The 26,214-nt window shown below is 74.5% G+C and carries 26 protein-coding genes and 2 pseudogenes; 13 read left to right on the top strand and 15 right to left on the bottom strand.

Annotation, left to right across the window (positions count from 1 at the left end; translation table 11 throughout):
* Nucleotides 1-90: 90 nt before the first annotated feature.
* Entirely contained in the window at nt 91-975 is an 885-nt protein-coding gene (locus ACGFI2_RS29210; RefSeq protein ID WP_393523016.1) for an ABC transporter substrate-binding protein, read from the bottom strand.
* A gap of 145 nt (nt 976-1,120) precedes the next feature.
* Here ACGFI2_RS29210 and ACGFI2_RS29205 point away from each other — a divergent pair, with 145 nt between their 5' ends.
* Both ACGFI2_RS29205 and ACGFI2_RS29200 read left to right on the top strand, forming a co-directional pair.
* On the top strand, nt 1,121-1,819 hold the full coding sequence (locus ACGFI2_RS29205) for a hypothetical protein (RefSeq protein ID WP_393523014.1): 699 nt from the start codon (nt 1,121-1,123) through the stop codon (nt 1,817-1,819).
* Nucleotides 1,756-2,247, top strand: coding sequence for a fasciclin domain-containing protein (locus ACGFI2_RS29200; protein ID WP_393523120.1), 492 nt, complete (start codon nt 1,756-1,758; stop codon nt 2,245-2,247). The genes ACGFI2_RS29205 and ACGFI2_RS29200 overlap by 64 nt, the downstream gene beginning before the upstream one ends.
* Nucleotides 2,248-2,305: 58 nt before the next feature.
* Here the strand turns inward: ACGFI2_RS29200 and ACGFI2_RS29195 are convergent, their stop codons facing one another.
* Entirely contained in the window at nt 2,306-3,052 is a 747-nt protein-coding gene (locus tag ACGFI2_RS29195) for a hypothetical protein (RefSeq protein ID WP_393523012.1), read from the bottom strand.
* 95 nt (nt 3,053-3,147) lie between these two features.
* On the opposite strand from ACGFI2_RS29195, the gene ACGFI2_RS29190 reads away from it, so the two are divergent.
* Nucleotides 3,148-4,074 carry a diacylglycerol kinase gene (locus ACGFI2_RS29190; RefSeq protein ID WP_393523118.1) on the top strand — a complete coding sequence of 309 codons (927 nt, stop codon included), beginning with the start codon at nt 3,148-3,150 and terminating at the stop codon, nt 4,072-4,074.
* Here the strand turns inward: ACGFI2_RS29190 and ACGFI2_RS29185 are convergent.
* Both ACGFI2_RS29185 and ACGFI2_RS29180 read right to left on the bottom strand, forming a co-directional pair.
* Nucleotides 4,037-4,966, bottom strand: coding sequence for a DMT family transporter (locus tag ACGFI2_RS29185; RefSeq protein WP_393523009.1), 930 nt, complete (start codon nt 4,964-4,966; stop codon nt 4,037-4,039). The two genes, ACGFI2_RS29190 and ACGFI2_RS29185, sit on opposite strands and share 38 nt — an antisense overlap.
* A gap of 27 nt (nt 4,967-4,993) precedes the next feature.
* Nucleotides 4,994-5,758 (bottom strand): HAD family hydrolase, encoded by a 765-nt coding sequence (locus ACGFI2_RS29180; protein ID WP_393523007.1) that lies wholly within the window; start codon nt 5,756-5,758, stop codon nt 4,994-4,996.
* Between the two features lie 86 nt (nt 5,759-5,844).
* On the opposite strand from ACGFI2_RS29180, the gene ACGFI2_RS29175 reads away from it, so the two are divergent.
* Nucleotides 5,845-8,637: a DEAD/DEAH box helicase gene (locus ACGFI2_RS29175; protein WP_393523004.1), complete on the top strand. Its 2,793-nt coding sequence runs from the start codon at nt 5,845-5,847 to the stop codon at nt 8,635-8,637.
* Between the two features lie 166 nt (nt 8,638-8,803).
* Nucleotides 8,804-9,742, top strand: coding sequence for an MHYT domain-containing protein (locus tag ACGFI2_RS29170; RefSeq protein ID WP_393523001.1), 939 nt, complete (start codon nt 8,804-8,806; stop codon nt 9,740-9,742).
* 471 nt (nt 9,743-10,213) lie between these two features.
* Here ACGFI2_RS29170 and ACGFI2_RS29165 read toward each other — a convergent pair whose 3' ends face one another.
* A complete protein-coding gene (locus ACGFI2_RS29165; RefSeq protein ID WP_393522998.1) occupies nt 10,214-11,137 on the bottom strand; it encodes a 5'-3' exonuclease H3TH domain-containing protein in 924 nt (307 codons plus the stop codon).
* A gap of 99 nt (nt 11,138-11,236) precedes the next feature.
* On the opposite strand from ACGFI2_RS29165, the gene ACGFI2_RS29160 reads away from it, so the two are divergent.
* Nucleotides 11,237-12,310 (top strand): DUF4037 domain-containing protein, encoded by a 1,074-nt coding sequence (locus tag ACGFI2_RS29160; protein WP_393522995.1) that lies wholly within the window; start codon nt 11,237-11,239, stop codon nt 12,308-12,310.
* 100 nt (nt 12,311-12,410) lie between these two features.
* Here ACGFI2_RS29160 and ACGFI2_RS29155 read toward each other — a convergent pair.
* Nucleotides 12,411-12,631 (bottom strand): annotated as a pseudogene (locus ACGFI2_RS29155) (MFS transporter); the annotation flags it as partial.
* A gap of 70 nt (nt 12,632-12,701) precedes the next feature.
* Here ACGFI2_RS29155 and ACGFI2_RS29150 point away from each other — a divergent pair.
* Nucleotides 12,702-13,616, top strand: coding sequence for a winged helix-turn-helix transcriptional regulator (locus ACGFI2_RS29150; RefSeq protein ID WP_393522992.1), 915 nt, complete (start codon nt 12,702-12,704; stop codon nt 13,614-13,616).
* Between the two features lie 237 nt (nt 13,617-13,853).
* Nucleotides 13,854-16,439 (top strand): discoidin domain-containing protein, encoded by a 2,586-nt coding sequence (locus tag ACGFI2_RS29145; RefSeq protein ID WP_393522990.1) that lies wholly within the window; start codon nt 13,854-13,856, stop codon nt 16,437-16,439.
* On the opposite strand, the gene ACGFI2_RS29140 is transcribed toward ACGFI2_RS29145, so the two are convergent.
* The 4 genes from ACGFI2_RS29140 to ACGFI2_RS29125 all read right to left on the bottom strand — a co-directional run bounded on the left by ACGFI2_RS29140 (nt 16,338) and on the right by ACGFI2_RS29125 (nt 18,906).
* Complete coding sequence (locus tag ACGFI2_RS29140; protein ID WP_393522987.1) at nt 16,338-17,159, bottom strand: glycosyltransferase family 2 protein; 822 nt, start codon at nt 17,157-17,159, stop codon at nt 16,338-16,340. The two genes, ACGFI2_RS29145 and ACGFI2_RS29140, sit on opposite strands and share 102 nt — an antisense overlap.
* 83 nt (nt 17,160-17,242) lie before the next feature.
* Nucleotides 17,243-17,875: a YdcF family protein gene (locus ACGFI2_RS29135; protein WP_393522984.1), complete on the bottom strand. Its 633-nt coding sequence runs from the start codon at nt 17,873-17,875 to the stop codon at nt 17,243-17,245.
* A gap of 60 nt (nt 17,876-17,935) precedes the next feature.
* Nucleotides 17,936-18,193, bottom strand: coding sequence for a DUF4873 domain-containing protein (locus ACGFI2_RS29130; RefSeq protein ID WP_393522981.1), 258 nt, complete (start codon nt 18,191-18,193; stop codon nt 17,936-17,938).
* Complete coding sequence (locus ACGFI2_RS29125; RefSeq protein WP_393522978.1) at nt 18,190-18,906, bottom strand: TetR family transcriptional regulator; 717 nt, start codon at nt 18,904-18,906, stop codon at nt 18,190-18,192. Before ACGFI2_RS29125 ends, ACGFI2_RS29130 begins: the two co-directional genes overlap by 4 nt.
* A 48-nt stretch (nt 18,907-18,954) precedes the next feature.
* Here ACGFI2_RS29125 and ACGFI2_RS29120 point away from each other — a divergent pair, with 48 nt between their 5' ends.
* The gene (locus ACGFI2_RS29120) at nt 18,955-19,857 is read left to right on the top strand and encodes a diiron oxygenase (protein WP_393522976.1); all 903 of its coding nucleotides are present in this window, start codon (nt 18,955-18,957) and stop codon (nt 19,855-19,857) included.
* A 56-nt stretch (nt 19,858-19,913) separates the two neighbouring features.
* Here ACGFI2_RS29120 and ACGFI2_RS29115 read toward each other — a convergent pair whose 3' ends face one another.
* The 5 genes from ACGFI2_RS29115 to ACGFI2_RS29095 all read right to left on the bottom strand — a co-directional run bounded on the left by ACGFI2_RS29115 (nt 19,914) and on the right by ACGFI2_RS29095 (nt 23,047).
* Nucleotides 19,914-21,365 carry a cellulase family glycosylhydrolase gene (locus tag ACGFI2_RS29115; protein WP_393522973.1) on the bottom strand — a complete coding sequence of 484 codons (1,452 nt, stop codon included), beginning with the start codon at nt 21,363-21,365 and terminating at the stop codon, nt 19,914-19,916.
* 142 nt (nt 21,366-21,507) lie between these two features.
* Entirely contained in the window at nt 21,508-21,795 is a 288-nt protein-coding gene (locus ACGFI2_RS29110) for a BON domain-containing protein (protein WP_393522971.1), read from the bottom strand.
* A 23-nt stretch (nt 21,796-21,818) separates the two neighbouring features.
* Nucleotides 21,819-22,355: an STAS domain-containing protein gene (locus tag ACGFI2_RS29105; RefSeq protein WP_393522968.1), complete on the bottom strand. Its 537-nt coding sequence runs from the start codon at nt 22,353-22,355 to the stop codon at nt 21,819-21,821.
* Nucleotides 22,352-22,666, bottom strand: a complete 315-nt coding sequence (locus tag ACGFI2_RS29100; RefSeq protein ID WP_393522965.1) for a GlsB/YeaQ/YmgE family stress response membrane protein — start codon at nt 22,664-22,666, stop codon at nt 22,352-22,354. The genes ACGFI2_RS29105 and ACGFI2_RS29100 overlap by 4 nt, the downstream gene beginning before the upstream one ends.
* Nucleotides 22,667-22,675: 9 nt before the next feature.
* Complete coding sequence (locus ACGFI2_RS29095; RefSeq protein ID WP_393522962.1) at nt 22,676-23,047, bottom strand: STAS domain-containing protein; 372 nt, start codon at nt 23,045-23,047, stop codon at nt 22,676-22,678.
* Nucleotides 23,048-23,197: 150 nt separating this feature from the next.
* Here ACGFI2_RS29095 and ACGFI2_RS29090 point away from each other — a divergent pair, with 150 nt between their 5' ends.
* The 4 genes and pseudogenes from ACGFI2_RS29090 to ACGFI2_RS29075 all read left to right on the top strand — a co-directional run.
* Nucleotides 23,198-23,872: a response regulator transcription factor gene (locus ACGFI2_RS29090; protein WP_393522959.1), complete on the top strand. Its 675-nt coding sequence runs from the start codon at nt 23,198-23,200 to the stop codon at nt 23,870-23,872.
* Complete coding sequence (locus ACGFI2_RS29085) at nt 23,869-25,218, top strand: sensor histidine kinase (protein ID WP_393522956.1); 1,350 nt, start codon at nt 23,869-23,871, stop codon at nt 25,216-25,218. Before ACGFI2_RS29090 ends, ACGFI2_RS29085 begins: the two co-directional genes overlap by 4 nt.
* Nucleotides 25,215-25,865 (top strand): GerMN domain-containing protein, encoded by a 651-nt coding sequence (locus ACGFI2_RS29080; RefSeq protein WP_393522953.1) that lies wholly within the window; start codon nt 25,215-25,217, stop codon nt 25,863-25,865. Before ACGFI2_RS29085 ends, ACGFI2_RS29080 begins: the two co-directional genes overlap by 4 nt.
* A 153-nt stretch (nt 25,866-26,018) precedes the next feature.
* Nucleotides 26,019-26,214 (top strand): annotated as a pseudogene (locus ACGFI2_RS29075) (RNA polymerase sigma factor SigF); the annotation flags it as partial.

Raw genomic sequence — 26,214 nt, 5'->3', positions numbered from 1 at the left:
ATCGACTCCACCTCGCCGAGGTGGCGGTGTCCGCGGCTCGGCGATGCAGCCATCTCGGCGAGCTGGTGTGGATCATGAACGGGCCAGGGGTCAGGCCACCCGGCGGGCCGCGGCGGGGGCGAGGGGTGGGACCGCGTCGGGGTGCAGGATCGCGGCGATCGCCTCGACGCCGTCGACCAGGCGCGGGCCGGCGCGCACGATCAGCGCGTCGGCGTCCAGCGCCCACACCTCCGCGCCGGGGAAGTGCCCGACCACCCCGGCCGCCTGGTCGGCGGCGCCGTCCAGGTGGAAGCCGCACGGCGCGACGAGCACCACCTCGGGTTCGGCCGCGCGCAGGTCCGCCCAGGTGGTCGGCGTGGACCGGGCCCCGGGGTGGGTGGCCACCGGCGCGCCGCCGGCGACGTCGACGAGATCCGGGATCCAGTGCCCGGCGCCGAAGGGCGGGTCCACCCACTCGACGACGGCGACCCGCCGCCGGGGCCGGCCGGCCACCGCCGCGCCGACCGCCGCCAGCCGGGCCCGCAGGCCGTCCACCAGGGCCTCGGCGCGGTCCGGCACCCGGGCCGCCGCGCCCACCGCGCGGATCGTGCCCAGCACGTCGTCCAGGGTGTACGGGTCGAGCGACAGCACCTCCGCCCGCGCGCCGAGATGGTCGACGGCGTCGGCCACCCGGCCGGACGGCAGCGCGCAGACGCGGCACAGGTCCTGGGTGAGGATCAGGTCCGGGTCCAGCCCGGCCAACGCGCCGGCGTGCAGCGTGTAGAGGTCCGCCCCGGCCGCGAGCCGCTCCCGGACGTACCCGTCGATCTCGCCGGGGCTCATGCCACGGGTGTCCCGGCCGCCGACCACCACCGTGACGCCGGCCCGGTACGCCGCCGGCACCTCGCACTCGAACGTCGCCCCGACCAGATCGTCGCCGAGACCCAGGGCGTAGACGATCTCGGTGGCGGAGGGGAGGAGGGAGACCAGTCGCATGCCGCCATCATCGCCGCACCGGAGCCGGACATTCGAGCCGCCCTCGGGCCTTGCCGGGACAGCCGACCCGCTTAGACTCTGCTGACTCTGCCGAGTCCCACCCCCCGTCCCGGTCAGCACGCTGACCTCCGCTCCGGAGATCCCGATGAAAAGCCGTACCGCCGCCGTCCTGACCGTCCTCTGCGCCGCCACCACGCTCACCGCCTGCGGTGAGGACGAGCCCGCACCCAAGGGCGAGCAGGTCCCGGTGACCGCCACCGACACCAGCTGCGAGGTCACCACCACGCTGTTCACCCCGGGCACGGTCACCTTCACCGTGACCAACCGGGGGCAGCAGGCCACCGGGGTCTACGTCTACGGCCGGGAGGGCGACGGCTTCACCAAGGTGGTCGCCGAGGTGGCCGACGTCCCGGCGGGCCGCACCGGCGACCTGCGCGCCACGCTGGCCACCGGCTCCTACGAGGTGGCCTGCAAGCCCGGCCGGCAGGGCGACGGGGTGCGCACCCGGATCACCGTCTCCGACGACGGCAACGTGGCCAGCGCCGCGGCCGAGACGGCGTACGACCGGGCGGTCGCCATCGAGCTGACCGGCGACACGCTCACCGGCGCCGACGGGTTGATCGCCGAGCCCGGCGAGAAGCTCTCGCTGAAGGTGACGAACAAGACCGCCGGCGCCCGGACGTTGTACGTGCTCAACCCGGCCGGCAAGCGGATCGCCGAGCTGAAGGCCGAGCCGAACGGCACCGCCGAGACGGTGGTCACCCTGGGCGCCGCCGGCAACTGGACGCTCAAGGTCAAGGGCGACGGGGTCGCCGCGGTGAGCCGGCGGCTGGTGGTGCGCTGACGGGTGAATCGCCGGCGGGTGCATCCGTCGGCGCGCTTACCGCGTTCGTGCCGAACGACTACGCGTTCCGCGAGCTGGTCCGCGACCTCACCGCCGCCAGGACGCTGCCCGGCGAGAAGGCCGCGTTCGACGCGGTCGCCGGCCTGGGCGTGGACACCGTGGAGGACGTGCTGCTCTACCACGTGGTGCCCGGCGCCACGATCGACCGTAGGGCGGCGCTGACGGCCGACGGCGCGGAGCTGTCGACCGCGCTCGGCGCCGACGTCGAGGTCGACGTGCGGCACTGCTGGTACGGCCGGCAGGTGCGGCTGGTCGACGCGGACACGAACGACCGCGACGCGCGGGTGGTCCGTTACGACATCAACAAGGGCAACAAGCAGATCGCGCACGCGGTGGACCGGGTGCTGCGCCCGATCGACCTGCCCTGACGCGTCTTCCGCCCGACGGCGTCCGGCCCCGTGCCGGGCGCCGTCGGCGTGTCGACCGTCAGCGTACGGAGTGGCCGAACCGGCTGCTGAACGCCAACCCGGCCGAGCAGCTCAGCTCGCCGGGGGCGAGTTGGACGTGCGAGGGCCGCCACGTCTCGGCCGCGCGCTTCGGGCCGACGCGGGCCAGCAGGCAGTCGTACTGGCTGGCCCGCAGCGCCACGCCGACCGTGCCGCCCTCGACCGCGATCTCCTGCCGTACGGCCGGGTCGAGTTTCAGGCCGGCCACCGCGGCGCGGACCGCGGCCTCGTCGGGGCCGGACCGGGTGAGCGCCTGCCGGAGACGGTCGTCGACGCCGGTCAGTGACGGGTCCCGGGCGACCGGCTGCGGTTTCCCGGCGGGGCAGTCGACGTCGTCGTCGCGGTCGTCCCGCTCGGGGCCGAGGTTCAGCCGGAAGCAGACCGTCTCGGTGCCCTCGACCGTCTCGCCCCAGTCGTTGACGCCGGAGCCGTGCCCGGTCACCCGCAGCACCAACGTCACCCCGGTCTGCCAGTGCGTCTCGCCACGCACCTGGAGCACCTCCACCGCCTGCTCCTGCCCGGCGGTGTGCGCGTAGTCCTCGGCCTTGAACAGGTGGTCGCGGTCGAACCGCGCCTCGATCCGGTCCACCGTCTCGGTGGCGTCGGCGACGGCGTCGTCGTGCCAGGGCGCCTCGTCCGCCCGCTGCCCCCACCACACCCAGCCGGCCAGCAGGAAGGGAGCGAGTGCGACCGGGGCGAGGACGGCGATCAACGTGCGGGAACGCATGGCGGGCAGTATTCCGCACGGCCGCCCGCGCCGTGACCCCGTCGGTGCCCGGTGTGGGTGTCTCCCCTGGTGGGTGGCGCGACTCGTGCCGTACGGTGCTCGCCGTGACCGCGCTCGATCATGTCCCGTCCGGCCCGGTGGCCGTGCTCGCGAACCCGACCGCCGGCCGAGGGCGGCACCGGGGCCTGCTGCCGGAGATCCTGGCGCGCCTCGGCCGGGCCGGCCGCCCGGTCGAGCTGCTGCGCGCGCGTACCCCGCAGGAGGCGGAAGCGGCGTGCCACGCCGCGGTGGCCGGCGGCGCCGGGGCGCTGGTGGCGGTCGGCGGGGACGGCACGGTGCACCGCGCGATGCAGGCGGTCGCCGGCACGGCCGTGCCGTTCGGACCGGTGCCGGCGGGCACCGGCAACGACTTCGCGGTGGAGACCGGGTTCCCGGCCGAACCCCGCGCGGCCGTCGAGGTGATCACCGACGCGCTGGCCGCCGGCCGCAGCCGCCCGGTCGACCTGGCCCGGCTGTCCCGGCCCGGCGGCGACGACCGCTGGTACGGCGCGGTCCTCGCGGCCGGGTTCGACGCGATCGTCAACGAGCGGGCCAACCGGATGCGCTGGCCGCGCGGCCCCCGCCGGTACGACCTGGCGATCCTGGCCGAGCTGGCCCGGCTGCGGCCGCGTCGCTACCGGCTGACCCTCGACGGGGTGCCGCACGAGGTGGACGCGGTGCTGGTCGCGGTCGGCAACGCGGCCAGCTACGGCGGCGGCATGCGGATCTGCCCGGACGCCGACCCGACCGACGGCCTGCTGGACGTGGTGGTGGGCGGCCGCTTCGACCGGCGCACGCTGATGCGGGTCAAGCCGCGGATCTACCGGGGCACCCACGTGACGCACCCGCTGGTGCGCGCCTACCGGGCCCGAACGGTGGAGCTGGCCGCCGAGGGCATCACCACGTACGCCGACGGCGAGCGCGCGTTCGCCCTGCCGGTGACCGTCACCGCCGTGCCGGCGGCGCTGCGGCTGCTCCGCTGAGCACCGGCGGCGGCGCGACCGGCGGCGGGCCGGCGGCGGCCCGGACCGCGCCGACGCTGGCGGCCACCACCAGCCCGATGGCGAGCACCTCGACCGGGTGCAGCGCCTGGCCGAGCACCAGCCAGCCGGCCAGCGCGGCGACCGCCGGGCCGAGGCTCATCAGCACCGCGAACGTCGCGGTGGGCAGCCGCCGCAGGGCCACCAGCTCCAGGCTGTAGGGCAGCACCGAGGCGAGCAGCGCCAGCGCGGCGCCGAGCCCCAGCACCGCCGGGTCGGCCAGCCGGCCGCCCGCGTCGACCAGCCCGATCGGCAGGGTGACCAGCGCGGCCACGGCGAGCGCCAGGGCCAGCCCGTCGGCCCGGGGGAACCGCGCGCCGACCCGGGCCGAGCAGACGATGTACGCCGCCCACATGGCGCCCGCGGCCAGCGCCAACGCGGCGCCGAGCGGGTCGAGCCGGTCGAACCCGCCCTGCCCGAGCAGGGCCACCCCGGCCAGCGCCAGCCCGGCCCAGCACCAGGCCGCCGCCCGGCGCGCGCCGACCACCGACAGCGCCAGCGGGCCGAGCACCTCAAGCGTGACGGCCGGACCGAGCGGGATCCGCTCGATCGCCTGGTAGAAGATGGAGTTCATGCCGGCCAGGGCCAGCCCGAACGCGACCACGGCCGACCAGTCGTCGCGCCGGTGCCCGCGCAGCCGGGGCCGGCACACCGCGAGCATCAGCAGCGCGCCGAGGGCCAGCCGCAGCGTGACCGCGCCGGCCACCCCGGTGCGCGGGAACAGCAGCGCGGCCAGCGCGGAGCCGAACTGCACCGACAGCGCCCCGCCGAGCACCAGCGCGACCCCGCCGAGCCGGCCCGGCGACCGCGGCGGAAAGGGGTGGCTGGCGGTCACGCCCCTGACCTTAGCCGGGGCGCCCGATCATCCGACCCCGGCCAGGTCGAGCACCGCGCCCAGCCCGTTCGACCGGCCGGCGTCGGCGGCGGGCAGCACCAGCACCCCGCAGCCGGCCGCTACCGCGCCGGCGTCGGCCGGGGTGTCGCCCACCATCAGGGTGTGCTCCGGGTCGACGCCGAGCATCCCGCAGGCCCGCAGGAAGATGCCCGGGTCCGGCTTGCAGCGCCCTACCTCGTACGACAGCGCGTACGCGTCGACCAGCCCGTCGAGGCCCCAGGCCGCGAAGAGGGGCCGCAGGTCGAAGCCGATGTTGCTGACCACCGCCACCTTCACCCCGCCGGCGGCGAGCGCGCCGAGCACCGGGGCGGTGTCCGGGTACGGCAGCCAACCCTCGGGGACCAGCACCCGCTCGTAGAGCGCGTCGGCGAACCCGTCGATGCCGACGTCGACGGTCTCGGCCAGCCCGGTGTAGGCGCCCCGGTGTGCGTGCGGGTAGAGGTCGCGGTCGGCCCACAGCTCGGCCAGCCGGGGCGGCACCCGGGCCGGCCGCGGGCCGCCCGCCCGGCCGGCGGTGAGCAGGCGGTCGGCGAGCGAGGTGGCCCGGATCCGGTCCAGCTCGACCCCGCAGGCGGCCGCGGCGGCGAGCACCCAGGCCAGCGGTTCCTCCACCTGGGCGAGGGTGCCGTGGAAGTCGAAGAGCACCGCCTCCACGGGCCGGCGGGACGGACCCGGGCGGACGGCGTCGTCGGCGCCGCTCGAGGCGTGGGGCAGTTCGGTACGGTCCGGCACGTCGTGCACCCTACCGACCCGCCCGGACCGCCCTGCCGGACGGCCTTGACCGGTGGTCGTCGGCGGTACCGATTAATCTTGGGTGCATGTCGAGCCCCGCCGAGCGGTACGCCGCGGCGCGCCGCCGGGCCGCGCAGGCCTCCGCCTTCCCGGCCCTGGACGAATTCTCCCGTGATCTCGGGTTCGACCTCGACGACTTCCAGCGTGAGGCGTGTGAGGCCCTGGAGCGGGGCAGCGGGATGCTGGTCTGCGCGCCCACCGGCGCCGGCAAGACCGTGGTGGGCGAGTTCGCGGTGCACCTGGCGCTGCGCGGCGCGCCCGGTTCGCCGGCCGACGACGGCGGGCCGGTGACCCGGCGCAAGTGCTTCTACACCACGCCGATCAAGGCGCTGTCCAACCAGAAGTACCACGACCTGGTCGACCGCTACGGCGCCGAGCAGGTCGGCCTGCTCACCGGCGACAACGCGATCAACGGCGACGCGCCCGTGGTGGTGATGACCACCGAGGTGCTGCGCAACATGCTCTACGCCGGCTCGGCCACCCTCCAGGGCCTGGCCTACGTGGTGATGGACGAGGTCCACTACCTGGCCGACCGCTTCCGCGGCGGGGTCTGGGAAGAGGTGATCATCCACCTGCCGGAGTCGGTGACGCTGGTGTCGCTCTCGGCGACCGTGTCCAACGCCGAGGAGTTCGCCGACTGGCTGGTCACGGTGCGCGGCGAGACCACGGTGGTGGTCTCCGAGCACCGGCCGGTGCCGCTCTGGCAGCACATGCTGGTCGGCAAGCGGATGTTCGACCTGTTCCACGACGCCGACGCGGCCCGCAAGCACGACGTGCACCCCGAGCTGCTGCGCCACACCCGCGACACGATGCGCCGACTGGAGTTGGGCGAGGGGCGCAGCGCGGGCCCCGGCGGCGGCCGGCGCGGCCCCCGGTGGCGTGGCCCGATCCGTCCCGACATCGTCGACCGGCTCGACCGGGAGGGGCTGCTCCCGGCGATCCTGTTCATCTTCAGCCGGGCCGGCTGCCAGGCCGCCGTCCAGCAGTGCCTCGCCGCCGGGCTGCGGCTGACCTCCGCGGAGGAGCGCGCCGAGATCCGCGAGGTGGTCGAGTCCAGGATCACCGCGATCCCCGGCGAGGACCTGACCGTGCTCGGCTACTGGGAGTGGCTCGACGGCCTGGAGCGCGGGCTGGCCTCCCACCACGCCGGCATGCTCCCCGCGTTCAAGGAGGTCGTCGAGGAGCTGTTCGTCCGTGGCCTGGTCAAGGCGGTCTTCGCCACCGAGACGCTGGCCCTGGGCATCAACATGCCGGCCCGCTGCGTGGTGCTGGAGCGGCTGGTCAAGTTCAACGGCGAGGCCCACGTCGACCTCACCCCGGGCGAATACACCCAGCTCACCGGCCGGGCCGGCCGGCGGGGCATCGACGTCGAGGGCCACGCGGTGGTGGTCTGGTCACCGGAGACCGACCCCCGGCACGTGGCCGGTCTCGCCTCCACCCGCACCTACCCGCTGCGGTCCAGCTTCCGGCCGTCCTACAACATGGCCGTCAACCTGGTCGGCAGCGTCGGCGCGGAGCCGGCCCGGGCGCTGCTGGAGTCCTCCTTCGCGCAGTTCCAGGCCGACCGGTCGGTGGTCGGCCTGGCCCGGCAGGTGCAGCGCAACACCGAGACGATCGAGGCGTACGGCGCGGAGGCCGCCTGCCACCAGGGCGACTTCGACGAGTACTTCGCGCTGCGGGTGGCGATCGCCGACCGGGAGCGGGCCATCGCCCGGCAGGGGCAGACCCAGCGCAAGGCGGCGGCCGTCGCCTCGCTGGAGCGGCTGCGGGTCGGCGACGTGATCCGGGTGCCGTCGGGGCGGCGCGCCGGACTGGCCGTGGTGCTCGACCCGGCCACCGGGGGTTTCGGCGAGCCCCGCCCGCTGGTGCTCACCCAGGACCGGTGGGCCGGGCGGGTCAGCCCGGGCGACTTCACCAGCCCGGCCGAGGTGCTCGCCCGGATCCGGGTGCCGAAGCACTTCAACCACCGGTCGCCGGCGGCCCGGCGCGACCTGGCCGCCGAGGTCAGCGGCACCGGGCTGGACCGGCACGGTGGCCGGCGCGGCGGGCGCTCCCGCCAGGCGGTGGGGGAGGACCACCGGCTCAGCCAGCTCCGCGTCGAGCTGCGCGGGCATCCCTGCCACGCCTGCCCGGACCGGGAGGAGCACGCCCGGTGGGCGGAGCGTCGCCGCCGGCTGGAGCGCGACACCGAGGAGCTGCGCCAGCGGGTGAGCGGTCGGACGGGCTCGCTGGCCCGGACGTTCGACCGGATCGTCGCGCTGCTGACCGCACGCGGCTACCTGGCCCCCGACGGCGAGGTCACCGACGCGGGCCGGATGCTGGCCCGGATCTGGACCGAGGCCGACCTGCTGGTCGCCGAGTGCCTGCGCCGCCGGTTGTGGGACGGGCTCTCCCCGGCCGAGCTGGCGGCCGCCGTGTCGGTGGTGGTCTTCGAGGCGCGGCGGGACCTCGACGAGCGGGCGTCGCTGCCCCGTGGCGCGGTCGGCGACGCGGTCGACGAGACGCTCAAGCTGTGGAGTGACATCGAGGCGGACGAGGCGGCGCGTGGCCTGACGGTCACCCGCGAGCCGGATCTCGGCTTCGCCTGGCCGATCTACCGCTGGGCGCGCGGTGAGGCGCTCGCCAAGGTGCTCGCCAGCGGGCACCAGATCGACGGCGAGATGCCGGCCGGCGACTTCGTCCGGTGGGCGCGGCAGGTGGTGGACCTGCTGGGCCAGATCGCCGATTCGGGCGGCGCCTCGACCGAGCTTCGGGCCACCGCGCGACAGGCGATCTCGGCCGTCAACCGGGGCGTGCTGGCCTACCACGCCTCCGCCTGACGATCACTTCCGGTCACCGGCGCCAGGAAAGTCGACGCATCGCTGTGTCATCGCGACACCACCCCCCGAACATTTCGGGGGGTGGTGTCCTGCCTGGTCAGGCGCTGCCGGATCATTGCCGGGGCGCGACGCTTACGCGCCGGTAGCGGATCGGGGGAAGGTCACCGTGGGCGAGATCAATCACTTTGAGTACGGGTGGATCACACCCGCGCTCAGCTACGCGCTGTCCGTGCTCGGCTCGGCGCTCGGCCTGGTCTGCGCCGGCCGCATCCGGACCGCCACCGGCGCCGGCCAGCGCGCCTGGTGGGGTCTGCTCGCGGCCTGGGCGCTGGGCGGCACCGCCATCTGGGCGATGCACTTCATGGCCATGCTCGGCTTCGCGGTCAGCGGCACCCGCATCCGCTACGACGTGCCGCTGACCGCGGCCAGCACGGTGATCGCGGTGGGCGCGGTCGGCATCGGCCTGGCCATCGTGGGCACCGGCCGGCTCACCGCGGTCCGGCTGCTCGCCGGCGGCTTCTTCACCGGCGCCGGGGTGGCCGCCATGCACTACACCGGAATGGCGGCCATGCGGCTGGACGGCACCCTCGGCTACGACCCGCTGCGGGTGACGCTCTCCGTCGTCGTCGCGCTGGTGGCCGCCACGGTGGCGCTCTGGCTGGCGATGACCGTCCGGCGCGGCCTCGCCATCATCGCCTCCGCGCTGGTCATGGGCATCGCCGTGAACGGCATGCACTTCACCGGGATGAGCGCGCTGTCGGTGCACCTGCACGAGAGCCGTGCCGGCGCCACCGGCACCGAGGTCAGCGGACTGCTGGTGCCGATCGTGCTCGCCGTGGTCTTCGGCGTGGTCGGGTTGGTCTACGCGCTGCTGGCCGCGCCGTCCGACGACGACCGGGCCGGGGCCGCGTACGTGGCGGCACGGCTGGACGGCGTGCCGGCGACGGCCGAGGCCGAGCCGGCGCCGGACCCGGTCGGCCTGCGGGCCACCCGCGCGGTGCCGGAGCAGCCGGCGCCGGATCCGGTGGGCCTGCGGGCCCGCTCGACGCTGGCGCAGCCCGGCGCCCAGTTCCCGTCCCGCCGGAAGAGCGACCCCCGCAGCTGACGCCCGGCCGCGAGGCGTTCTCCGGCGTCGGCGACCCACCGGTCCGGCCTTCCACCCTCGCCGCACCTGTCCTCGGGTGGCTTGCCGTCCGGGTCGGCTCGCCGGTACGGGCGAACTGGCGGTATCGGACCCGCAGACCGGCCCGGACCGCGCCGGTGGACGCCACCACGCGCCGTCGCGCAGACCGCGGTGGGTAGCAGATGTAGATCTTGGAAGGAATTGGCCCCTATGGGGGCACTTCCGCACCAAGATCTCTGCCTCTTCCGCATAGCGGAAGATCGATCTCGGTCTTTGGGATCGTCGGGCGTTGGGAGGGGAAGTTGGGCTGCGGACGGCCGAATCGGGCATGGCTGGCGCGAATCGGCGGGCACCCGGACAGGCCAGGGCTGGGGCAAGCCCCAGCGTGGGCGTGCCGTGGCTGGGGTGTGCCCGGACAGGGGCGTGCCGCGGCGCCGGGTGGCGGCACGGGGTTCAGGTGCGGGGGGCGGCGAGCGCGTCGACCAGGCGCCGGCAGGAGCCGGCCAGGTTCCAGCGCTGGGCCAGTTCGAGCAGCCGGTCCGGGTCGGCGGGGGCCGTCGGCAGCGCCGGGTCCAGCCCGGGCAGCGGCACGTCGGTGGCGACCCGGACCACCTTCGGCGCCACGGCCAGGTAGTCGCGGGCGCCGTCGAGCTTGCCGCGCAGGCCCGGTGCGAAGCCGGAGCCGGGGTCGTCGAGCGCGGCCAGGATGCCGTCGAGCCCACCGTAGCGGTCGACCAGCCGGGCGGCGGTCTTCTCGCCCACCCCGGGCACGCCGGGCAGGCCGTCGCTCGGGTCGCCGCGCAGCGCGGCGAAGTCGGCGTACCGGTCGGCCGGCACACCGTAGCGGGCGCGCACCGCGGCGTCGTCGCAGTCGTCGAGCTTGGCCACGCCCCGGCCGATGTAGAGCAGCCGGGTCGGGTGGGTGTCGTCGACGAGCTGGAACAGGTCGCGGTCGCCGGAAACCACCTCGACCGGGCCGGGCTGGGTCACCGAGAGCGTGCCCAGCACGTCGTCGGCCTCGTAACCGGTGGCGCCGACCGCCGGGATGCCGAGCGCGTCGAGGACCTCCAGGATCATCGGCACCTGCGGGGACAGCGTGTCCGGCACGACCTCGCCGCCCTCGGGCGCGACCCGGTGCGCCTTGTACGACGGCAGCAGCTCCACCCGCCACGCCGGCCGCCAGTCGTGGTCCAGCGCGCAGATCATCCGGTCCGGCCGGCGGGTGCGCACCAACTGGGCGAGCATGTCGAGGAAGCCGCGCACGGCGTTGACCGGCTGGCCCTCGTCGGTCTTCGCGGCCGACTCGGGGATGCCGAAGTAGGCGCGGAAGTAGAGGCTGGGGGAGTCGATCAGCAGGATCGGGGGTCGGTGTGCCACGCGGGACAGCGTGGCACACCCCGGAGGCGGGGTGGGGAGGCGGCCGCGGGGCCGGGAACCGGCAGGCGTGGCCGGCGCCGATGTGCGCAGAATGGCGCGGTGACGTTCGTACCCGGCCTGATCCTGGCCCGCCGGTTCCACGACGAGGTGGTGGCCCCGCTGCTGGCCCGCCGGCTGCCCGGCCTGCCGTACTCCGCCGGCCTGCTCGACGGCGGCTCCGAGTTGCTCGGTCTCGACACGCCACGCTCCACCGACCACGACTGGGGTCCCCGTACGCAGATCTTCGTGGCGGACGCGACCCGCGTCCCGGAGGTCCGGGCCGTGCTCGGCGCGGAGCTGCCGGCGGAGTTCCTCGGCTGGCCGGCCCGGTTCGCCGGTGGGCCGACGGTCCGGCTCGGCGTGGTCCGCGCGGGCGGCGACCGGCACGGGGTGAGCGTCGACGAACTGGGGTCGTGGCTGCGGGGCCGGCTGGGCGTCGACCCGCGCGCCGGCCTGTCGACGGCGGACTGGCTGGCCACGCCCACCCAGCGGCTGGCGGAGCTGACCGGCGGCGCGGTGTTCCACGACGGGCTGGGCGGCGCGCTCACCGACGTCCGGGCCCGGCTGGCGTGGTATCCGGACGACGTCTGGCGGCACGTGCTGGCGGCGTGCTGGCAGCGGGTGGCGCAGGCCGAGCACCTGGCCGGTCGCTGCGCCGAGGTGGGCGACGAGGTGGGCAGCCGGGTGGTCACCGCCGGGCTGGCCGGCGACCTGATGCGTCTCGGTCTGCTGCTGCGCCGCCGCTGGCCCCCGTACCCGAAGTGGTTGGGCACGGTCTTCGCCGGCCTGCCGGCGGCGGGGCCGATGGTGGACGCGCTGGCTGCCGCGCTCGGCGGCGGCGACTGGGCGGACCGGCAGGCCGGTCTGGTACGTGCCCTGGAGACGGTGGCCGGCTGGACCAACGACGCCGGGCTGGCCGCGCCCGTGGACCCGGCGGCGCGGCCGTTCCACGACCGGCCGTTCCTGGTGCTGGACGCGGGGCGGTTCGTCGAGGCGCTGCGCGCCGCGATCATCGATCCGGAGCTGCGTGGCCGGCCGCCGGTGGGCGCGGTGGACCAGTACGTCGACAACGCCGACGTGCTCACCCACCACGACCGGGTCCGTCGGGTGGCGGCGGCGGTGCTGCCGGCCTGAGCGCGGCGTCTCAGGGCGCGGCGACCGGCTCCGGGGCGGCCGGCGCGCCGACGCGCAGGTCGGTCAGGTCGCGGAGGCGCCGGACCGGGGAGAGCAGACCGCGCAGTGGGAGCCGCTGCACGATCACGCCGGCGGGCAGGCCGATCACCAGCCAGGCCAGGTAACCGGCGGCCGTGACCAGCCCCATTTCGAACGCGGACGCGTCCAGCACGGTCAGCGCGGTGAGCGGCAACGCCACCGCGCCGACCGTGGACCCAGGGAGCTGGCGGTGAAGGCAGCCCACCAGCGCCAGAACATCCCGGCCCGCTGCTCGACGGACATTCCGTCAACCCCCGATCCGGGCCAGTGAGTTCCAATCTGGAACGGACTATAGTCGTCCTGGGGGTGACATGTGAAGCGGGCCGAACTCGGGGACGCGGACTGCGGCATCGCGCAGGCGCTCGGCGTGCTCGGAGACTGGTGGGCGGTGCTTATCGTCCGCGAGATCGCCGGCGGCACGACCCGGTTCGACGCCGTGCAGCGCGAGCTGGGGGTGAGCCGGCGCGCGCTCACCGAGCGGCTCGGCGGCCTGGTGGCGCAGGGCGTGCTGCGGCGCGAGCCCTACTCGCTGCATCCCCCGCGCCACGACTACCTGCTGACCGCCAAGGGCGAGGGCCTGCTGCCGGTGCTGGTCGCGCTCCAGGACTGGGGGACCCGGCATGTGATGGGCGACGGCGAGTTGACCGGGACCGCGGACGCCGGCTCGGCCGAGGCGCGTCGCGTGCACCGGCTCGTCGGCCGGCGGCTGCCCCCGCTGGAGCTGACCCGCCACGACGGCGCCGTGGAGTCGCCGGCCGTGCCCGGCCGTTGGACCGTGCTCTACCTGTTCCCGGGCGCCTTCGCGCCGGGCGCGCCCGGGCTGCCACCCGCCTGGGCGGACATCCCCGGCGCCGTCGGGTGCACGCTGGAGTCACGCACGTACGCCGATCGCCATGCGTCGTTCCGAGCCGCCGGGGCGGAGGTGCGCGGCGTCAGCACCCAGCGCCCGGACCAGTTGGCCGCCTTCGCCGCGCACGCCCGGCTGCCGTATCCGCTGGTCGCCGACGAGGACGCCCGGCTCGCCGCCGGCCTGCTGCTGCCGACCTTCCGGGCCGGCGGGGTGGTCCGGTTCAAGCGGCTGACCCTGCTTGTCGATCCGTCGGCGGTGGTGCGGGCGGCGCAGTTCCCGATCACCGATCCGGCCGGCTCCGTCGACGAGATGCTGGCCGAGGTGCGCCACCGTGCCGGCCCGCCCGCGCCGGCTGTGGGCTCCCCGGCCGGGGCCTGAACTCCGGCGCGGATCGCACATATCTATCCACATCCATCTCTTGTCCACGAACGCGCCCCAGGTGTGGGACCGCTTCGTTCCGGACTTTTCACAAGGCGCGAAAAAAGCCGTCGGGAGCGCCTCGAGGAATTGACATGTGCCACTGCGTACGGGGAAGGTCCAGCGCACGGGCAGGCACCCTCGACCCGCCCGAGCACCCTCTCCCCGCCGCCGCACTCCACCCGTCCCGGAGATGCCATGTCACCCGTACCGCTCCTGTCGTCCGCACGCCGCCGGTCGACCCGGCCGCTGCTCGCCGCGCTGACCGCCCTGCTCGCCGCCGTGGCGCTGGTCGCGCCGCCCGGCCCGGCCCGGGCCGCCGACCCACTGCTGTCACAGGGCCGACCCACCACCGCCTCCTCCACCGAGAACGCCGGCACCCCGGCGTCCAACGCCACCGACGGCAACGCCGGCACCCGCTGGTCCAGCGCGTTCGCCGATCCCCAGTGGATCCAGGTCGACCTCGGCGCCACCGCCGCCGTCTCCCGGGTCAGCCTGACCTGGGAGGGCGCGTACGCCCGGGCGTACCAGGTGCGGACCTCGACCGACGGCGCCACCTGGACCACCGTGTTCAGCACCACGAGCGGTGACGGTGGCACCGACGACCTGACGGTCAGCGGCACCGGCCGCTACGTGCGGGTGTACGGCACCGCGCGGGCCACCGGCTACGGCTACTCCCTCTGGGAGTTCCAGGTCTACGGCAGCACCGGGAGCGGCAGCGGCTGCGACACCGCGACCAACGCGGCGCAGGGCCGGCCGGCGACCGCCTCGTCGACCGAGAACGCCGGCACCCCCGCCTCCGCCGCGGTCGACGGCAACCCCGGCACCCGCTGGGCCAGCGCCGCCGCCGACCCGCAGTGGCTCCAGGTCGACCTGGGCAGCGTCCGCGCCGTGTGCCGGGTGGTGTTGACCTGGGAGGCCGCGTACGCGCGGGCGTACCAGATCCAGACCTCGACCGACGGCGCCACCTGGACCACCGTGCACAGCACCACCACCGGTGACGGCGGGACCGACGCGGTGACGGTCAGCGGATCCGGCCGCTACCTGCGGGTGTACGGCACCGCGCGGGCCACCGGCTACGGCTACTCGCTGTGGGAGGTCGTCGTCAACACCACCGGCGGCGGCACCGTGCCGGGCGGCGGGCCGCTCGGACCCAACGTCATCACGTTCGACCCGTCGATGTCCGCCGCCAGCATCCAGGCGCAGCTCGATGCCGTCTTCCGCACCCAGGAGTCCAACCAGTTCGGCACCCAGCGGTACGCGCTGGCGTTCAAGCCGGGCGACTACTCCGGCATCAACGCGCAGATCGGCTTCTACACCTCCATCATGGGGCTCGGCCGGAACCCCGGTGACGTGCGCATCCACGGCGACGTCACGGTGGACGCCGGCTGGTTCAACGGCAACGCCACCCAGAACTTCTGGCGGTCGGCGTCGAACATGCGGGTCTTCCCGTCGGCCGGGTTCACCCGCTGGGCGGTGTCACAGGCCGCGCCGTTCCGCCGGATGGACATCCAGGGCGATCTCAACCTGGCCCCGAACGGCTACGGCTGGGCCAGCGGCGGCTACGTCGCGGACAGCCGGGTGACCGGCGTCGTCCAGCCCTACTCGCAGCAGCAGTGGTACACCCGCGACAGCAACGTGGGCGGCTACCTCAACGCGGTCTGGAACGTGACCAACTCCGGCGTGGTCGGCGCGCCCGCGACGAGCTTCCCGAACCCGCCGTACACCACGCTTGCGCAGACCCCGGTCAGCCGCGACGTGCCCTACCTGTACCTCGACAGCGTCGGCAACTACCAGGTGTTCGTCCCGTCCACCCGGACCAACGCCAGCGGGGCGTCCTGGCTGGGCGGGTCCACCCCGGGCACGTCGATCCCGCTGAGCCAGTTCTACGTGGCGAAGCCCGGCGACTCCGCCGCGACCATCAACGCCGCCCTGGCCCAGGGGCTCAACCTGCTGTTCACCCCCGGCGTCTACGCCGTCGACCAGACCATCGCGGTCAACCGCGCCGGCACCGTGGTCCTGGGCATCGGCTACCCGACGCTGGTGCCGCAGAACGGCGTGGTGCCGATGACGGTCGCGGACGTCGACGGCGTCCGACTGGCCGGGCTGCTGTTCGACGCCGGCGCGGTGAACTCGCCGGTGCTCCTCCAGGTCGGACCGGCCGGGTCGAGCGCGCGCCACGCCGCCAACCCCACCTCCGTGCAGGACGTCTTCTTCCGCATCGGCGGCGCGCACGCCGGCAAGGCCACCACCAGCCTGGTGGTCAACCAGGACGACACGCTGATCGACCACATCTGGGCCTGGCGGGGCGACCACGGCACCGGCATCGGCTGGACCGTGAACACCGCCGACACCGGCCTGATCGTCAACGGCGACAACGTCACCGCGCTCGGGCTCTTCGTCGAGCACTACCAGAAACACGAGGTGATCTGGAACGGCGAGAACGGGCGGACCATCTTCTTCCAGAACGAGCTGCCCTACGACCCGCCGAACGCGGCCGCCTGGACGAACGGCTCACGGGTCGGCTACGCGGCGTTCAAGGTCGCCGACACCGTGACCTCGTTCGAGGGCTGGGGGATGGGCAGCTACTGCTACTTCAACGTCGACCCGACGATCGCCGCCTACCACGCCTTCGAGGCGCCCACCCGGGCCGGCGTGCGGTTCCACGACCTGCTCACCGTCTCACTGGGCGGCAACGGGTCGATCACCCACGTCGTCAACGACACCGGCGCCACCGCGCAGGGCACCGCCACCGTCCCGGTCAACCTGGTCAGCTATCCCTGATCCGGCCCGTCGCCGCCCGGGGGAGAACGCCCGGGCGGCGGCGAAGCCGACCAGCGGCCGGTAGATCCGCACCGAGTCGGCCAGCGCCGAGAAGTGCGACCCCGAGTTGCCGGCGTGGTAGCGGGTGGCGATGTCGACCTGCTCGATCGGCAGCTCGGCCCGGGCCGACTCCAGCAGCACGTTCATCTCGTACTCGAACCGGTCGCCGGGAATGGTGGCGAGCCAGCTCAGCAGCCCGGCCGGGTAGGCGCGCAGGCCGGTCTGGGTGTCCCGCACGTCGCGACCGGTGGCCAGCCGGAACGCCGCCCGGGTCGCCGCGTTGCCGAACCGGCTGCGAGCCGGCACCTCGCCGTCGAACCGGCGCACGCCAAGCGTCTGCGCGCCGGTGTCGCGCATCCGCTCGGCCACCCGGACCACGTCGGACACCTCGTGCTGGCCGTCGGCATCCACGCACACCACGCCGTCGCCGGGGCGGTGCGTCGTGGCGTACCGGAAACCGGTGCGCAGCACCACGCCCTTGCCCCGGTTGACCCGGCGGCGCAGCACGGTGGCGCCCCGGGCGCGGGCCGCGTCGAGCACCGCGGCGGCGGACGGGCCGCTGCCGTCGTCGACCACCAGCACGGACGCGCCGGGCAGGGCGGCGGTCAGGTCGGTGACGAGCGGCGGCAGCCGGTCACCCGGCCGGTACACCGGCACCAGCGCGATCACGGAACCTCCCATGGGTGAACTCGCCCGCCGGCACGGCCCGCCGGGTCGATCGCGGACCGTCGTACCCCCGGCGGCGGTCCGCGAATCCACCGTGGTCAACGACCGCCGAGGAGCCGTTCGACCCGGTGCGCGGCGCGGGTCAGCCCGCGCTCGCGCCGCAACAGCGCCTCCGGGGTACGCAGGCCGAGATAGCCGATCCGGCAGGCGACCCGGGCCGCCCGCTCCCGCCGGGCCGGCACCGGATCCGGGCCGGTCACCGGCACGTCCAGCAGTTCGGGGCCGCGCAGCCCGAGGACGCGACCGGCGAGCAGCCGGATCCGGGGCAGGTGCCACGGGTGGGAGACCAGCCCGAGCGGGTGCTCGGGGGTGAACCGGGCCGCGTCGAGCAGCCCGTCCTGCACGGTGAGCGCGAGGTTCTGCAGGGTGGTGCGGGAACGGGTCTCGGCGTCCAGCCGGGCGTACGCGTCGAGACCGGCGTCGCGGGCCAGAGCCCGCATCAGCTCGCCCTCGCGGTGGTCCGCCGGCGGGTCGGGCGCCCCGGCCGGCCCGTGCGGCCAGCCCCCGGTGAACACCACGCGCGCGCCGGTCGCGGCCCGGAAGTCGGCCGAGTGCGCGTGGACGTACGCGACGGCGGCCCGGGTGCGGGCGACGCTCTCCGCGGTGAGCCGGTAGCCGCCGTCGCCGGCCACCACTCCGCGACCGAAGACGAGCAGCACGGTGGCGATCATGGCCCCAGGTTAAGGCGGGGCCCCTTGTCAACACACGGGTGTTAACAAGGGGGCCCCGCCTTACGTCCAGGGCGGCACGCCGACGCCGGTGATCCGCACGCCGCCCCACGGGTCGACCTCGGTGAGGCGGCCGCGGGTGACCCGCTCGCCGATCCGGACCTCGACGTCGCGCCGGCCGGCGCGCAGCAGCCGCGCCACCCGGGGTTCCGGCTCGATCCGCCCGGCCCAGTGGTAGCGGCCGTCGACCGGCTCCCACCGGCCGGCGGCGTGCAGCCGCACCGGCGTGCCGGCCACCTCGGCCGGGCCCTGCCAGCTCACCGCTCGATCCGCTCGTGCGCGCGGGTCAGTTCCGGCGGCAGGTCGGCGCCGCGCCGGACCCCCTCGATGCCGCTCCACAGCAGCGTGGTCAGGTAGTCGGTGAGCGCCTCGCGGCGGATCGGCTGGCCGTGCGTGGTCCACCAGTCGCCGACCGCCTGGACGAACCCGACCAGCCCGTACGCCCACGGCTCGGCCGGCCCGGCGTCGAGGCCGAGCGCACGCAGCCGGTCGCCGATCACCCGGGCCAGCCCGGTGGCGACCTGCCGGCTGGTGCCGGTGACCACCTGCTGGATGCCGGGGTGGCCGGCCTCGTGCACGAGGAAGCGGTAGAGGGTCGGCTCGGACTCCACCACGCTCAGGTAGGCGTCGATGGTCGCCTCGACCAGCGCCCGTTCCTCGCGGACCTGCGCCACGGCGGGCGCGATGGCGTCCACCACGCGCGCCGCGACCACCTCGCTGACCGCCAGCCAGAGCTGCGCCTTGTCGGCGAAGTAGCGGTAGAGCACGGGTTTGCTCACCCCGGCGGTGGCCGCCACCTGGTCCATGTCGACGGCCGGGCCGAATCGCAGCAGCGCCTGCACGGCGGCGCCGATCAGCTCCTGCCGGCGTTGCTCGCGATGATCGGCCCAGCGGTCCCGCCGGCCGGTGCGCCGGGGCTCGGGCGGCTCCGACGAGCCGTCGGAGCCATTGACATCGGTGGAGGTGCGTCGCATGCTACTACTCGTAACAGTTACTGAAAGTTACGTCAACCTGGAGGGGTCATGGAGCGGACGCCGGCCGGATTCCCCCGCGAGGCGGTCGCCGACCGCCTGCTCACCGCCTCGGTGCGGACCAGCTACGAACCGATGGTGGACCTCGACTGGTCGGCGCCCCCGGTACCGGGCGCCTACTGGATGCCGCCGCGACGCAGCAGCCTCTACGGCACGTCGCTGTGGGCGGAGATGACCGAGGACCAGCGGATCGAGCTGACCAAGCACGAGGTGGCCGGCGCGGCCAGCGCCGGGCTGTGGTTCGAGACGATCCTGATGCAGATGCTGATCCGGCACTACTACGACGCGGACCCGACCAGCCGGCACGCCCAGTACGCGCTTACCGAGGTCGCCGACGAGTGCCGGCACTCCATCATGTTCGGTCGGCTCATCGAGGCGATGGGTTGTCCGGTCTACCGTGCCGACCCGGTCGACCACCTGCTCGGCCGCTGGCTGAAGGCGACCGCCACCGGCCCGCAGATGTACGCGTCCATCCTGATCGCCGAGGAGATCCTCGACTCGTTCCAGCGCGAGGCCATGGCCGACGAGTCGGTGCAGCCGCTGATCCGCATGGTGTCCCGGATCCACGTGGTGGAGGAGGCCCGGCACGTCCGCTTCGCCCGCGACGAGCTGGCCCGTCAGGTCGAGGCCGCCGGCCCGGTCGCGTTGGGCTACGCGCGGTTGGTGATCGGCCGGGCCGCGCACTCGATCAGCCGGCGGCTGGTGAACCCGCGGGCGTACGCGGCGGTCGGCATCCCGCCGGCGGTCGGCCTGGCCGCGGCCCGGACCAACCCGCACTGGCAGGCAACCCTGCGCTGGTCCGCCCAGCGGATCGCCGAGCACCTGACGGACCTCGGGCTGATCGCCGGCCCCGGCCGCGTGCTGTGGCGGCGCTCCGGCCTGATCGCGTCCTGAGACGGGGGCGGGCCGGCGGCGACCCGAAGGGGGGAGGGTCGCCGCCGGCCGCCCGGTCAGGAGGTGGGGAAGTTGTCGGGGGTGCGGATCCGGTTACGCATGTACGTGCCGGACTCGGTGAGCACCGAGGGGCCGGTGAAGGCGCCCGCCGCGCAGGTGCCCGGCCGCAGCGCCGCGCTGCCCTCGGCCGCGTCGGAGAACGTCCAGTTCGCGTAGCTGATCTTCAGCCGGTCGAGCAGGTCGAGCCAGGCGTTGCTGCTGGCCGTGTCGACCGCGCCGTCACCGGTGTAGGTCACCGTGCCGAACTCGGTGACGAACAGCGGGAGCCGGGAGGCGGCCCGCTGCACCTCGTTGCGGTAGTCGTCCCGGTGGGACGCGGCGTAGAAGTGGAACGTGTACATGATGTTGTCCGCCCGGACCGGGTTGTTGACGATCTCGTCGGAGTTGCCGCCCTCGGACACGCCCAGCGAGGACCAGCCCCGGGTGCCGACGATGACCACGGCGTCCGGGTCGTTGGCCCGGATCACCGGGATGACCTGCTCGGCGTAGTTGCGGATGGTCGACCAGCTCACCCCGTTGGGCTCGTTGGTGATCTCGTAGATCACGTTCTTCTTGGCGGCGTTGCGCGAGGCCACGTTCGCGAAGAAGGTCTTGGCCCGGTCCAGGTTGTACATCGGGTCGCCGGGCGTCAGCGTGTGGAAGTCGATCAACGCGTACATGCCCCGGGCCTCGGCCTTGTCGACGAGCGTGTTCACCTGGTTGGTGAAGGCGGCCGGGTTGGTCTCGTAGCCCTTCTCCTGCACGTACATCGAGATGCGCAGCAGGTCGGCCCGCCAGTCGTCGGCCAGCGCGGTGAGCGAGGTGTCGGTGTAGCAGTTGGCGAACCACTGCAACCCGTGGGTGCTCATGCCGCGCAGTTGGATCGGCCGGCCGTACTGGTTGCAGAGGTTGACCCCGCAGACCCGCAGCTGCCCGTTGATCGCCACCGGCGTGGTGCCGGTCGGCGGCGGCGGGGTCGTCGGCGGGGGCTCGGTGGGCGGCGGTGTGGTGGGCGGCGGCGTGCTGGGCGGCGAGGTGCTGGTGCCGCCGGTGCAGACCGTGCCGTTGAGCGTGAACGAGGTCGGGTTCGGGTTCGACCCGGTCCACGACCCGTTGAAACCGACGGTGGTGCTGGCCCCGGTGCCGAGCGACCCGTTGTAGTCCAGGCTGCGCCCGGTGACCGCGGAGCCGCTCTGCTGCCAGGTGGCCGACCAGCCCTGCACCAGCCGCTGGCCCCCGTCGGGGAACGTGAAGCCCAGGGTCCAGTTGCTCACCGGGTCGCCCAGGTTCTTGATCGTCAGGTTGGCGGTGAAGCCGCCCTGCCAGGAGTTGGTGGTGTAGGTGACGGCGCAGCCGGTCGCCGCCATCGCGTTCGTCGGCGGCAGGACGGCGGTCGCCGCCAGGGCGAGCGCGCCGACGGCGCCGCCGACGAGCAGGTGCCGCCGGGACGGGCGAGGGATCGAGAACATGCGGGAAGGTCCCATCTTGTGGGTGATGATCGGACGGTGCCCGTCGTGAACCTGCCCGGAAAGCCCGACGTGGCGCCCTGGGGAGCGCTCCCACGCCGAGGGTAGAGGTGGACGCCGATACGTGCAACCGCCGCCGGCCAGGTCAGCGCCGGGTGCGGCGACCGCCGTACAGCCGCAGCGCGTTGCACACGTCGAAGACGCCCGGCACGTCCCAGGCCAGCTCGGCGGCGACCCGGCGGGTCTCCGGATCGGCGACCATCCCGGCGAGGATCACCACCCGGTTCTGCACGGTCACCGTGATCTGCTGCCGCCGGGTGGTCCAGTCGGCGCTCAGCCGCTGGGCGACCAGCGAGGAGAGCCGCCCGTCCGCGTCGTCGGGCTCCGGCCCGCCGGTGAACGGGAACTCGGGGTACGGCCAGGGCATCATCACTGCGGAGGCTCCTTCTTCTTCGTTCATGACCGCCCGCCGGGCGCGGCACCCGACGCCGGGGCGCGGCCGTCGACGACGCCGAAGACACCGTCGAGCCGCATGGTGTGCAACACGGTGAGCACGAACCGCGACGGCGCCACCAGGCAGAGCTGCCGACCGTCGCGCCGAGCCTCCTGGTGGGCGCGGACCAGCAGGCCGAGGCCGGCGGAATCGATCACCTCCAGCCCGGCGAGGTCGACCAGCACCCGGTCGCCCCGCACGGACCGGTGGGCCAGCGCCCGGCGTACCGCCTCGGCCGAGGCCTCCTCCGGGGCGGCGCTCGGGCCGCCGATCTGCTCCAGGTCGTCCATGCCCAGGCCGTGGTCGGCGACCGCCGCGCGGACGCTGCACCGGGGGCAGTGGTGCGGCCCGGAGGCGAACGGCGAGCCGACCCAGTCGTGCTCGAACACCAGCGTCCACACCACCTCGGCGTCCGGGAGGGTGGTGCCGGCGCCGGTCACGCTGTCGCCGCAGCCGTCGCAGATCAGCATCATCAGGTGTTCCACCGGTACGACCGTCACACCTCCTCCTTCCGCCGGGCGCCCGGGTCCTGGGGCGCCTGCGGGTCCGCCGCCGTCCGCCCGGCGGCGAGCACCGCCAGGACGACCGCCACGGCGGCGAAGCCGGACTGCACCAGCAGGGGCAGCAGCGGCGAGCCCGCCGGGCGGCGGTCGACCAGCCCTGTCACGATCGCCCCGAGCAGGGCGGCGGCCACGCCGAGCGAGAGGGTCAGCCAGACCGGGGCGGCCTTTCGGCCCGGGATCACGAGGCGACCCACCGCGCCGATCGCGAGCCCGACGACGAGTGCCCCGACGAGCGTGCTGACGGTCACCACTCCTCCTCAGCGCGGGACGGACGTGACCCGGGCCCGGCCGCGTGCGGCGGCGCGGGGCGAGTCGACGACGGGAACGGCGACGTCCACTCCGGCGGTGGCGAGGATGCGCCGGATCCGCGGATGCGGGTTGCTCAGGGTGAGCGTGCCGTCACGTCGGCTCAGGCGGTGGCGCACGTCCAGCAGCAGCGCGATCGCGGCGGCGTCCACGTGGCGGCACCCGGCGAGGTCGATCGTCACCTCGCGGGGGCGCAGCGCGAGGACCTGGTCGAGCACGTGGGCGACCTCGGACAGCCCGTCGAGGTCCAGCTCATCGGTGATTTCCACCCGCACGTGCGGGACGATGGAGTCCGGCGGGGAGGACGGCAGGAGGCTGGTCATCGGGTCGCTTCCGTGACGGGTTCCGGGGCGCTTCCCACTCTCTGCGGCGACCGTGGAGGTCACCGGACGGTTGGATGACGGTTCGATGACAAAAACCGTGAACGGCCGACGCGATTGGGCGACCCGTGACCAGCCGGTCATGATGCCCGTATGACGGCCGTACTGGTGATCGAGGACGACGACCGTATCCGGCTCGCGCTGCAGCTCGCCCTGGAGGAGGAGGGCTACGACGCCGACGGGGCGGCGACCGCGGAGGAGGGGCTGCGCCGGCAGCGGGAGAGCCCGGCCGACTACGTGCTCGTCGACCTGATGCTGCCCGGTATGAACGGCTTCGACTGCATCCGCCAGCTGCGACGCGACGACGACGTCCCGGTCGTGGTGATCAGCGCCCGTGACGACACCCATGACATCGTCGCCGCACTCGAGGCCGGCGCCGACGACTACGTGGTCAAGCCGGTCGCGATCAAGGAGCTGTCGGCCCGGCTGCGGGCCCTGCGCCGGCGGGTGCGCACCGTGGTCGGCCCGGCGCCGGCCCAGTTCTTCGGCGATCTGGAGATCAGCGCCGAGGCCGGCGAGGTCCGCCGCTCGGGCCAGCCGGTGCCGGTGACGCGCACCGAGTTCCGGCTGCTGTGCGAGCTGGCCGAGCACGCCGGCCGGGTGCTGTCCCGCCAGCAGCTGCTGAGCCGCGTGTGGGGCTACGAGACCGGCGACGAACGGCTGGTCGACGTGCACGTGGGCCGCTTGCGGCAGAAGATCGAGCCGGATCCGGCCAATCCCCGCCACCTGGTCACGCTTCGCGGCCTCGGTTACAAGCTGCAACGATGAGCCGCCCGGGACTGCGTGCCAGGGTCACCGCCGCGTTCGCCGTCGGGGCCCTGCTGCTGGCCGCGCTGATGGCCCTCTTCTCGTACGACCTGACTCGCCGCTCGCTGCTCGACGAGCGTGAGCGCGCCGCGGTCCGGGCCGCGTACTACGACGCCGCGGTGGTCCGTTCCGGCCTCGACACCGGCACCCCGGACGTGGTGGCCGTGCTGCGCTCGCTGGACACCGGCAGCGCCCGCCGCCCGTTGCTGCACCTGCGCACCGGCTGGTACGCCCGCACCGCCGACGTGGGCGCCAGCTCGGTGCCGGTGGAGCTGCAACGCGTGGTCGCCGAGGGGCAGCCCGCCATACAGCGGATCCGCCTCGACGGGCAGCCGACGCTGCTGGTCGGCGTGCCGCTCCCCGGGGAGCTGGGCTACTACGAGCTGACCTCGCTGCGTGAGGTGGAGGACACGTTCCAGGTGGTCGGGCTGGCGCTGACCGCGGTCGCCATCATGATCGCCGGTGCCGGCGCGGCGCTGGGCTGGTACGCCACCCGCAACAGCCTGCGACCGCTCACCGCGGTCGCCGACGCCGCCGAGCGGATCGCGGCCGGCGACTTCGCGACCCGGCTCGACCCCACCACCGACCCGGATCTCACCCGGCTGTCCAGCTCGTTCAACGAGATGGTGGACAAGCTCGTGCAGCGGATCGACCGGGACCGGCGCTTCGCCGCCGACGTCAGCCACGAACTGCGCTCCCCGCTGCAGACGCTGGCCGCGGCGGCCAGTGTGCTGAACCGCCGGAAGGAACACCAGGACGAGCGGACCGCGACCGCGGCGGGTCTGGTCGCCGACGAGGTGGCCCGTTTCCAGCGCCTGGTCGACGATCTGATCCAGCTCGCCCGCACCGAGCAACCCGCGCACCGCGAGACGGTCGACGTGGTCGAGTTGGCGCGGGCCGCCTGCCGGGAGCGGTCGCTGCCGGAGAGCCTGGTGGAGGTCGGGGGCGGGGTTCCGCACCAGTGGTGGGTCGACCGACGTCGGCTCGCCCAGGTCCTGTCGAACCTGCTGGAGAACGCCGAGCGCTACGGCGGCGGTCCGGTCGCCGTCCGGCTCGACGCGGTGGACGGAGTGGGTGCGCTGGAGGTCGACGACGACGGGCCGGGCGTGCCGACGGCGGACCGGGAGGCCATCTTCGACCGGTTCGTCCGGGGCCGGGCGGCGCACGCCCGGGCCGGCACCGACGGCACCGGCCTGGGACTCGCCCTGGTGGCCCAGCACGCCGCGGCGCACGGTGGGACCGCCGCCGCGCTGGACCGGAACCCGGGCGCCCGGTTCCGGGTCGAGCTGCCGGGGGCGGTCCGATGACCGCGCGGCCGGTTCCCGAGCGGCCGCCGGGGGCGGTCCGCGACGTTCGGCGACTGGTTCCCGGCCGGTCCGCCACGCGTGGACCCCGGGTCCGGCGACTGGTTCCGGCGCTGCTCGCGGTCGTCCTGCTGGCCGGCTGCGGCGTCCCGGTGGACGACGAGCCCCGGCTGGTGCGCGAGCCGCCAGGCCGGTTCCCGACGCCGGCGGGCACGTCGACCGCGGACCCGGACGGTCGGGCGGGGGAACCGTTCTGTTTCGTGCGGGACGAAGGGCTGGCGGTGGTCAACCGCCGGGTCGACGGCCTGCCGGGGGTGGACACGCACCTGCAGCACCTGCTGGCCGGGCCGGACCGCGCGGAGCGGCGGAGCGGGCTGGCCACCGCGCTGCCGGGCAGCGTGGTGGTGGCCGGGGCGACGCTGTCCGGCACCGTCGCCACCATCGACGTGCGGCAGGCCGGGCAGGACGCCGGCCGCAACGACGAGGTGCTCGCCTTCGGTCAGATCGTGTGCAGCCTCACCCAGCGGCCGGACGTGTACAGCGTGGCGTTCCGGCGCGACGGGCAGCCGTTGGAGGTGCCGCGCGCCGACGGGAGTGTCTCGGCGCTGCCGCTGACCGCCGCCGACTACCGGCCGCTGATGCTCCGTTGACCGGGATCTCCGCGCCGCGCCGGGGGTTATGTCCGAATATGAAACTAAACATCCATCGGCCGTTCGGTTGATTTGCCGATGAACTTTGGTCTAGTGTTGCTCGCACGACCGGTGTGGGAGTCCACCCCGTTCTCCGAGGACAGGAAGGGCAGCATGACCACGATGACCATGGCACCGTCCGTCACCGAGGTGCACCGCGCGCCGCAGACCGGTGAGGAGAACCGCGCCGGCGAGCTGATCGCGGCGCTTGCCGCACTGCCGGCGGGCCACCCCCGGCGGGCCGCCCTGCGCAACCAGGTCATCGAGGCGTGGCTGCCGCTGGCCAACCACCTGGCCGCCCGCTACAGCG

It is taken from the genome of Micromonospora sp. NPDC049282, assembly GCF_043197045.1.
Lineage (GTDB): Bacteria > Actinomycetota > Actinomycetes > Mycobacteriales > Micromonosporaceae > Micromonospora.
This window is presented reverse-complemented; position numbering and strand designations above follow the sequence as displayed.

Bases quoted from the DNA above. Each gene is read 5' to 3' on its own strand.
- ACGFI2_RS29210 (WP_393523016.1), bottom strand. From the start codon at position 975: ATGCGACTGGTCTCCCTCCTCCCCTCCGCCACCGAGATCGTCTACGCC.
- ACGFI2_RS29205 (WP_393523014.1), top strand. From the start codon at position 1,121: ATGAAAAGCCGTACCGCCGCCGTCCTGACCGTCCTCTGCGCCGCCACC.
- ACGFI2_RS29195 (WP_393523012.1), bottom strand. From the start codon at position 3,052: ATGCGTTCCCGCACGTTGATCGCCGTCCTCGCCCCGGTCGCACTCGCT.
- ACGFI2_RS29175 (WP_393523004.1), top strand. From the start codon at position 5,845: ATGTCGAGCCCCGCCGAGCGGTACGCCGCGGCGCGCCGCCGGGCCGCG.
- ACGFI2_RS29145 (WP_393522990.1), top strand. From the start codon at position 13,854: ATGTCACCCGTACCGCTCCTGTCGTCCGCACGCCGCCGGTCGACCCGG.
- ACGFI2_RS29140 (WP_393522987.1), bottom strand. From the start codon at position 17,159: ATGGGAGGTTCCGTGATCGCGCTGGTGCCGGTGTACCGGCCGGGTGAC.
- ACGFI2_RS29135 (WP_393522984.1), bottom strand. From the start codon at position 17,875: ATGATCGCCACCGTGCTGCTCGTCTTCGGTCGCGGAGTGGTGGCCGGC.
- ACGFI2_RS29125 (WP_393522978.1), bottom strand. From the start codon at position 18,906: ATGCGACGCACCTCCACCGATGTCAATGGCTCCGACGGCTCGTCGGAG.
- ACGFI2_RS29120 (WP_393522976.1), top strand. From the start codon at position 18,955: ATGGAGCGGACGCCGGCCGGATTCCCCCGCGAGGCGGTCGCCGACCGC.
- ACGFI2_RS29115 (WP_393522973.1), bottom strand. From the start codon at position 21,365: ATGTTCTCGATCCCTCGCCCGTCCCGGCGGCACCTGCTCGTCGGCGGC.
- ACGFI2_RS29095 (WP_393522962.1), bottom strand. From the start codon at position 23,047: ATGACCAGCCTCCTGCCGTCCTCCCCGCCGGACTCCATCGTCCCGCAC.
- ACGFI2_RS29090 (WP_393522959.1), top strand. From the start codon at position 23,198: ATGACGGCCGTACTGGTGATCGAGGACGACGACCGTATCCGGCTCGCG.
- ACGFI2_RS29085 (WP_393522956.1), top strand. From the start codon at position 23,869: ATGAGCCGCCCGGGACTGCGTGCCAGGGTCACCGCCGCGTTCGCCGTC.
- ACGFI2_RS29080 (WP_393522953.1), top strand. From the start codon at position 25,215: ATGACCGCGCGGCCGGTTCCCGAGCGGCCGCCGGGGGCGGTCCGCGAC.